Source organism: Novosphingobium hassiacum (assembly GCF_014196055.1).
Classification (GTDB): domain Bacteria; phylum Pseudomonadota; class Alphaproteobacteria; order Sphingomonadales; family Sphingomonadaceae; genus Novosphingobium; species Novosphingobium hassiacum.
In genome coordinates this window covers 1-7,821 of sequence record NZ_JACICY010000034.1, presented here as the reverse complement: position 1 = coordinate 7,821, position 7,821 = coordinate 1, and the positions used below count along the sequence as shown (strand labels likewise).

Below are 7,821 nucleotides of genomic sequence, written 5' to 3'. Positions count from 1 at the left end.
TCAGCAGCCTCAGTCCGAGGAGATCGCAGCATGAAACCGGGTCGGGAAAATGCTGCTGGAATTCACATTGGGGCTGGACTGTCAGGATATATCGCATCGCTCTGCCAGGCTACCCTCTGCGCCGAGTACGGCCTCCCCAACGAGATTCACGACAGCCACGCCTCTTATATCCATCACTGGATGAAGTTATGGCGAGGTGAGCATAACTTGGCCCAGTGCGAGACATAACTTGCATGGCTTTCGTGGAGGTCTGCCGGAAGGCCCAGTTCGTAGCAGATCCGGGCACTCACCTGCTCTGCTACCAGCTCCTCGAAAGAGTATGCCTTGTCGCCGAAACGCTTGCCAAATTCGCGGGCAAGCCGCGAGGCATGGCCTGACCAATGGCCAAGTTCATGCGCTTTCGTAGCCACGAATCCGTCTTCGGTGTTGAAGACATTGGGGTGCGGAAGCTGAATATAATCAGCGCCCGGCGAGTAGAACGCCCGGTCTCCGCCGAGGCGTATGTCAGCCGGGACGGGTGCGAAGAAGCGCTCGATGGCAGCGGCCTTCTGCGAGGGCGTCGGCGGCGCTTCAGGCACCGGGCTCGGATAGAAATGGGGCGGCAGGCCATCGATCTGCGCGGCGTTGAACACGCTGTAAGCGCGCATGAATCGGATTGTTTTCGACGACTCCTCACCGGTCGCCTGGTCGACCGCGGTCTTCTTCGTGCTGTTGAAGTAAATGCTCGGCTCGGCGGTCTCGCCCTTGCGGACTTGTCCGCCAAGCTCGATGGCTTGCCGCCAGGTCATCCAGTAGCGTGAGCCATAGCCATAGTGGTCGGCGACCGCCCAAAGATAGAGGCGGTTGATCCCTGTGTAAGGGACGCCTGCAGCGCGCAGCGGCGCTCCGCCCATACCGGTCTTCTTCCAGGGTCGGCGCCAGGGCAGCGTTCCGGCCTCGATTGTAGCGATGATCAGATTGGTGATTTCCTGCGCGACGTCGCGCTTGGGTCGTTGGCGCATGGGCCTGCTCCTCAACAAAAAGAGGCCCGGCTCACTCAGGCGAGTGGCCGGGCCAGGTCATCAGGAGGGGTGATTGACCGCCTCAGGCGGCTACCGCCGCTTCTTCACAGGCGTGTTGAGGTTCATGGTCATCGATCAGCTCGTCGGCCTCGCTGTCGGCTTCACCGTCATCGCCATCGCAGACGTCGGCGACAGGGTCGCTTTCGTCGGTGTCCGAGATGGCCGGATCAGCGGGATTGGCACCAATCGTGAACTTCATGCCTTCGGGGAGCCAGGCCAGCGCTGCTTCCTTGACGTCCTGTTCAACGATCGCCTTGCCGGCGAAGATCGTCTCGCAGGTCTTGGCAAGGTCAGCTTTCTTCGAGGCGGCATAACGCGCCGCAAGATCACTGCCGCCGACTTCGGTCAGCGCGGCAAGACACGAGGTCTTGCTCACCCGGTCGAAGAAATTCTCGGCTGTCGGCCGCCACATCGCTGCAACGTCGATGTCGAGCATACTGCCGATGACAGCATGGATCGAATGGTATTCCGAACCATAGCCCTTCTTGGCTTCGAGCGAGATGGCCACCGCATAGGCGAGCCACGCCGCCTTGGCTTCGTCGGCAAGTTCGCGGAAGGCAATGAAGCGCTGGGCTGCACAGCTATGTTCCTGCCATGCCGTGTCGAGCGCGTTTTCGGCCTCGGCGAGAATCCCTTCGGCTGTGGACTGCGAAAGTTCTCCGGTCACAGGATCGCTCGGTCGTCCGCCCTTGATCGAGGTGCCGCGGCTTTCATAGCTGCGGCTGTCGGCCAGCGCGAAGATGGCGAAGTCGAGCGCGAGCCCCGCATCGGTGAGCAAAGATGCCGAGAGGATATTGCGGCGCTGCACGGCAAGCTCGTCGAACAGGCGAGCGCTGATCGGCTTTTCCGTGCCCGGCGCAACTGCCTCGGGCCTGGAAGGTGCAGCGCTGCCGCGCTTGGTGGAACCTGGCACCGGCTCTTCGGCCGTCGCTGTCACCTTGCCATTCTCATCGGTCTCGAACGACAGGCGCTTTTCGCTGTAGTAATCGGCCTCGAGTACCATCTCGCCGCGGGTGGTGAGAACCAGGAACCGTCCGGCCTCACTGCGCCATTCTTCGGGCAGTTCGCGCACCGGGTTATTGAGGTCGGCGCGCTCAGCATCGAGATCCTCATACTCGGCCTCGAGCTGCGCGAAATCGGCCTCATTGCCCTCAGGGTCGCCTTCATGGCCTTCGTCGATGATCTCGCTGATTTCTTCCATGCGGGCATCGATCGCGTCAATTCGGGCACGTGCTTCTTCGGAGAGCGGCGCGGGCGGGAGGCGAACCGCGTTGACGCCCATTTCGCTGCGCGCCTGCCATGAATTGGTCGACGCCACCGGGCTGATCCAGGCAAGGCCAGTTTCAGCAGCGATCCGCTGGGCTTCGGCCTCCATTTTCTCGGCCGCAAGCCTGTGGGCGATCTCGATATCGATCCAGCGATCATCTGCCGCTTCGCTGAAGAGGTCGCGCTCGATCTTGCCCCCGGCAGCCACATAGGCATCTTCGCCGATCAGCAGCGCGATTGGGTCATTGCCGCGCATGGAACCGCTCGCCACCATACGCCGGATGGCATCGGCGCTTGGGTTATAGGCGTAGCGCATCTGCTCAAAGACCCGCAGCTGAACTTCGTGCTGGTCGGTCGCGGCGTAAGCCTTGGCGATCTCGAGGGTGACATCGCCTTTGGCGAGTGCTTCGAAGATCGGCTCGGCGAGGTTGGCAAGCCGCAAGCGGCCCTCCACGAAGCGCTGGGTGAGACCGAAGCGTTTGGCGACCGCGGCAACATCGCTGCCTTCCTTGATGAAGTGCTGGAAGGCGCGGCATTCCTCAGCCGGTGACATCCCGACGCGCTGGAAGTTTTCGGCAAGCGAGGCCTCGCCGGCTTCCTCTTCGCTGCCCTCAAGCAGCTTGCATTCGATCTCGGTGTCGGGGTCCCACGCACCGCGCGCGACAATCATCTCGATGGCCCGCAACCGGCGGCCACCGGCGATCACGGCAAACTTGCCGCGCTTCTTGCTCTTGGTGACCAGCAGGTTCTGCAAAAGGCCGCGTGCTTCGATGTCGGCGGATAGCTGGATATCGTCTTCTTCGCTGCGCGTTTTGCGCACGTTGGCATCGCTCAGATAGAGCCGGGAAAAGGGAATAAGCATCGTCGTCACTCCTGATGTGCACCCGGCAATCACCCGGGCACACATCCCCTCCCCCTCCCCTTCTGATCTGCGTTTCACGCAGACCTCAGGGTTAGTCGTTGTCACCCATGCGGGCGAACGGCGTGGTATGGTTCGAAGCTGGACGGCGCGGCTCATCAGAGGACAGAATGCCGTAAAGGTTGTAGGTCGCGTTTCTGGGATGGCCACCCTTCGCAGCCCGAGCAGATGATGACGGTCAGCAACCAGGCTTGCCAGGTTACCAGCGGATCGCCCAAGACGCATCGGGCTGGGCTTAACGTCGCGCCAACCGCATGCGACGAGAGATCTCGCACATACTCATCACGGAGTTTTCCCGCGTGGCCGTCAATTTCATTACATCGCCGAATATCCAATCGATATTCGATAGCCAGGAGCCCCGGAAGGCCGGCTTGGGCAAGCGCACGATCATTCTGGGCTACGAGCGTTGTTTTCATGACGACTGGATTGCTGCCGCCGCCGCCGAGCTTGCTGATCCGAAGGTCTCGGACGCGCTCGACGCCGCCGAGATCGCCGCGCTCGCGCGGGCCGCGGGTCACCGGATCGGCAGCCCGATCGCAGGCATCGGAGACCTTGTGGACGCCCTGCGGCGCATTGTCGCCGCGCGCTGGGACGAGCTTGCCATACCGCTCGCCCGCGCGCTTGTTGGAAACGCATCGCATGGACGCGAGATCGGAACCTGTCTTCCTGACCTTGTCCATTCTCCCGCGCTGATCGAAGGCATGATCGATCTGCTGGAGGACAAAGAAACTCTTCATCTCTCCCTCGTGCTTGATCGCGACGCGCTAAGGATCGCATCGCTCGACCAGGTGCGGCGCCTGCTTCCGCTGACACCGGGACAGTTTGAAAAGGATCTAAGGCTCACTTTCCTCGGAGCAATGGCGCGCACGCTTGGCTGGACGCCGTGGATCAAGCTGCAGACGATTCTTCTCGAACTGCCGAACCTTGCAGGCGATAATTTTTCGGAAGAACCGAACGACCCGAACGCTTCCCATGGCGATTTTGCCCTGGCGCTTCGCAAGGAGGCCTGGGCCCGTATTGTCGATGATGAGCCTGTCCGGGCTATCGCGCAGCTTATCTGCGATCTCGACGGCGCGCTCGCCTACGCCTCGCCCGGCGTGCGCGGCGTCTATGTCGACAGGCTTCGCGTCGCCCTTGGCGATGACAGGGCTCTACGCCACGCCGCGATCGAAGCTCTGCTTGATCGCCCGCGCCAGCGTCAGGAGGAGCTGGGTCTGTTCGCAGCAACCGCGCTCACACAGGCCGACGACGAGAGCTTCATTGCGGACCTCACGCGACATCCCCAGCGCGAATTAGGATATCGGGCTGCGATGGTGCAGACCGCCGTGTTTGGGCGAGACGAGGCCGGGCCGCTCTGGCCACGGCCCACCATCACGGGTCTCGCCGAAGGCCTCTTCCAGATTCGCCTCGCGGCATCTTCGCAAGAGCCGGCGCGCACCTGGCTCGGTGACAGGCTGCTGGAGCAGATGATCGAGCACACGTCGGCGAGTGAGGAGGAGAAATTCGCCCGCGATTATCCGGATTTCAGCGAATCCGATGAGGAAGAAGGACTGCTGCGCCTCTTCTTTGCCCAGCTGGCTCACCAATTTTCCCAGCTCGACCAGGCGTTGCTCGCCACCGCGCGCGCGATCCGATCGGCCCACCGAACCAGAATCAGCCTCGCCTATCGCTCGATCAGCAAGTCCGAAGAGGGAAAGCACGGGATCAGCAGGACCGGAGACGAGGCAGATGCTGCCGAGCGCTTTTCGGCCGATCTCTGTCTGATCGTCGATCCCTATCTCGACGGGCGGGCGCTCGGCAAACGTGCGACCCTGATTCAGGCCAAGCGGCTGCATCGACGTGATGCGAGCGCGCCTGAGAAAGGCTTCGCCGCGAGCTATCGGCTGAAACCGAACCAGATCCGCGACCTGCTCGCGCAGACTTCCTCGTCTTTCTTCCTCTTCCAGGGACCCGGGAGCACTGGTCGGGCGATACCCATGCTTCCTACCCAGCTCGTGTCGGACCTAGCCTATCATCAGGCAGCCACCGCCGGGCAGATTGATCAAGCTATGGTGGGCCGCGCGTCGCAACCCTTCTCGCAGTGGTTGACCTATGACGTGCTCGCGCTGCGAACCGGAGATCCGTTCGAGCAACTCGTCGCCAAGGTCGAGGGTGCCCCTGGGCGTCGACCACGGCCCCTTGCCCGGTTTGGAACGGTCGAAATCGAGGTCCGAGTGGGCGACCCGCTCAAGGAAGCGGAATAAGGTGTTGGAAAACCGTTGGCTTGCAAATGACGGCTTTGTTCCACTTCTCGCCATTCCATGCTGCACAGATGGTGCATAGCGAGAGGAAAACTGTGGGGCGTTAGGGCTCAGCCGAGAACGTCGGCATCGAAGGCTCCGGCATTGCTGCTCCACATGCTCGAAACAGTGCGCTGATGACAGAAGACGCTGCCTCTATCGGAATAAACACCCGGGTGCGAAACGAGATGATTTCCGTGAAACAGCCGATGCTCTTGAGCGAAGGCAGCTGTTCGACAGGCGCTCCGACAATTTCGTAACGCTGCTCCCCAGCCACACGCGAACATTTGATGGTCGCCTCGAACGGCTGCTTGATCGGGATTGTCCGGCCTTCGCCAAGCGCCTTGATGATCATGTCCGAGCTTAGTTCAACGTTGGAGGCAATATCGAATTTCTCGAGCAGCTTTGCCACGTCGAGCTCGTGGACCATGCGGCCGAGCCAGCTTCTGCCCTCTTCGTCCACGATCCGCCGGACCTCCAGATAGTCGATGGGAAGGCTCGACCAGATCGGCAGGAGAAGTCCGGTCGCAAGGTACACGGTCTCTGTCGTTAGCCGTTCGGCAAGCTCCGCAACCTCGCTTTGCCACAGCTTCTCAAAAGTCCGCCGCGGAGCTTCTTCCCAGGCCGATTCCGCAAGGTCATCGAAGTGGTGGTATTCGCGCCGGAGCGGACGGTGGAGGATAACCCGCCTGATGAGTTCGCCCTGTTCGGTCATGAAGTGCCGCGAAGGTTCAGCCAGGGCTGCTTTCCCGCTCTTGGTATTGTGGAGCAGAATGCAGCCGTCAGCGTAGTCGCGACGCTCAAGGACACGCTCAAGCGAGATCGGCCGTGCCCTCGTCTTGAGAGCCAGCTGCAGCAAATGCGACGTGGCGCCGGTTCGCCCGTCGGTCCGCAGGACTATGTCTTCGACAACCTCGGCATGTTCAACCCGAAGGGTTTCGACGCCAACATCGAGCGAACCGGCCTCGCGCGCAGCCGACACCCGCGCCTCGACCAACCCCAGAAACTCCTCAAAGATCGCATTCTGCATTCCGATCGGCAGTGCGAGGATCCGATTGAGCCAACGCTGGATCGGCGGAAGGTCCTCTTCGAGCACGCCATCGTCGGAGACAATCTTGAGCCCGCTACGGCGCTGGAAATCGATCAGCGTTGCGCTCTTGAGCTTGCCGTCCGCCAGCAAGGCAAACCAGGTAGAGAGAGCGGCCTTGGCGTATTCGCTTTCGAGATTGTCGGCAGGGTCAAAGAGGTTCTGGCCGCCCGTCTGGCGTTGGCCCCGGGTCAGCGCCCCCAGGCTGTCGAGCCTGCGCGCAATGGTGCTGGTGAACCGCAGTTCCCCTTTGCAGTTGGTGGTCACAGGCCGGAACAGCGGTGTGTTGGCCTGATGGGTCCGGTGCGTTCGGCCCAGCCCCTGGATGGCGCGGTCGGCTCGCCATCCCGGCTCAAGCAGGAAATGGATGCGCCGCTTCTGGCAAGCTGCGTCAAGGCTGGCGTGATAGGACCGTCCTGTGCCGCCCGCGTCGCTGAAGACAAGGATCGGCTTCCTGCCATCCATGAACTGGTCGGTCTCGGACTGGTTCGTCCGCGGCGAGCGGGTCTCGAGCCGTTGCTGGCCGTCGCTTTGGGTTATGAGCCGCTTGCTGCGCCCGGTCACCTCGGCGACCCTCTCCGGTCCGTAGTGCTCGATGATCCCGTCCAGCGCCGGCTTGATCGGCGGCATGGCGCACAGATGCTCGATCATCTCGCTGCGGCGGGCGATCGCAGTCTGATTGTGGACTGGACGGCCTTCCTCATCGAACATCGGTGCCGAGCGCTGAGTGCCGGTATCATCGACGAACACTTGCATCTGTTGCGTGGGGAAGGCGCGCTCGAGGTACTCGATCACGGCGTCGAGCGGGCTGAGGTCGAGGTCGAGCTCAGCCCGCTCTTCTGGCGAGAGGCTGTCGAGACGGCGATCGAGGATGCTTTCGGCGGTCGAAACCAGTTGGACGACAACCACCTCATCGCGGTCCAGATGGAGATTGATGGCAGCAATCAGCGTTGGCAGCTTCATCGACAGCAGCAGCTGGTTGAAGAACCGCTGCTTGGTGCTTTCAAACCGGCTTCGCGCTGCGGCTTTCGCACCGCTGTTGAGCGTTGTGCCGTCGATCTCGTCGACGACACCGGTCAGCTCCAGCGCCTCCTCAAGGTTCTGATGAATGATCGCTTATCGCGAGGTGGCGATAATGCGAAGGAACGCGGCGTAGGCGCGCAATTTCCGTAAGGCGTGGCGATGTTGCTGCGCATTATTTTGGCTGCG

At 61.9% G+C, this 7,821-nt stretch carries 5 protein-coding genes; 2 read left to right on the top strand and 3 right to left on the bottom strand.

All coding sequences use genetic code 11. The annotated features are described in order from the left end of the window. Window positions 1-173 precede the first annotated feature (173 nt). Window positions 174-1,001: an ArdC family protein gene (locus GGQ88_RS20735; protein WP_183615323.1), complete on the bottom strand. Its 828-nt coding sequence runs from the start codon at window positions 999-1,001 to the stop codon at window positions 174-176. 82 nt (window positions 1,002-1,083) lie between these two features. After that, complete coding sequence (locus GGQ88_RS20730) at window positions 1,084-3,189, bottom strand: ParB/RepB/Spo0J family partition protein (RefSeq protein ID WP_183615322.1); 2,106 nt, start codon at window positions 3,187-3,189, stop codon at window positions 1,084-1,086. Between the two features lie 356 nt (window positions 3,190-3,545). Here GGQ88_RS20730 and GGQ88_RS20725 point away from each other — a divergent pair, with 356 nt between their 5' ends. Next, window positions 3,546-5,489: a hypothetical protein gene (locus GGQ88_RS20725; RefSeq protein ID WP_183615321.1), complete on the top strand. Its 1,944-nt coding sequence runs from the start codon at window positions 3,546-3,548 to the stop codon at window positions 5,487-5,489. A gap of 100 nt (window positions 5,490-5,589) precedes the next feature. Here GGQ88_RS20725 and GGQ88_RS20720 read toward each other — a convergent pair whose 3' ends face one another. Next, entirely contained in the window at window positions 5,590-7,521 is a 1,932-nt protein-coding gene (locus tag GGQ88_RS20720; RefSeq protein ID WP_343057317.1) for a strawberry notch C-terminal domain-containing protein, read from the bottom strand. On the opposite strand from GGQ88_RS20720, the gene GGQ88_RS21725 reads away from it, so the two are divergent. Continuing rightward, window positions 7,507-7,785 (top strand): hypothetical protein, encoded by a 279-nt coding sequence (locus GGQ88_RS21725; protein ID WP_343057316.1) that lies wholly within the window; start codon window positions 7,507-7,509, stop codon window positions 7,783-7,785. The genes GGQ88_RS20720 and GGQ88_RS21725 overlap by 15 nt on opposite strands. Window positions 7,786-7,821: the final 36 nt, after the last annotated feature.

Excerpts from the sequence above, each read along its gene's own strand:
- GGQ88_RS20735 (WP_183615323.1), bottom strand. The coding sequence starts at position 1,001 with ATGCGCCAACGACCCAAGCGCGACGTCGCGCAGGAAATCACCAATCTG.
- GGQ88_RS20730 (WP_183615322.1), bottom strand. The coding sequence starts at position 3,189 with ATGCTTATTCCCTTTTCCCGGCTCTATCTGAGCGATGCCAACGTGCGC.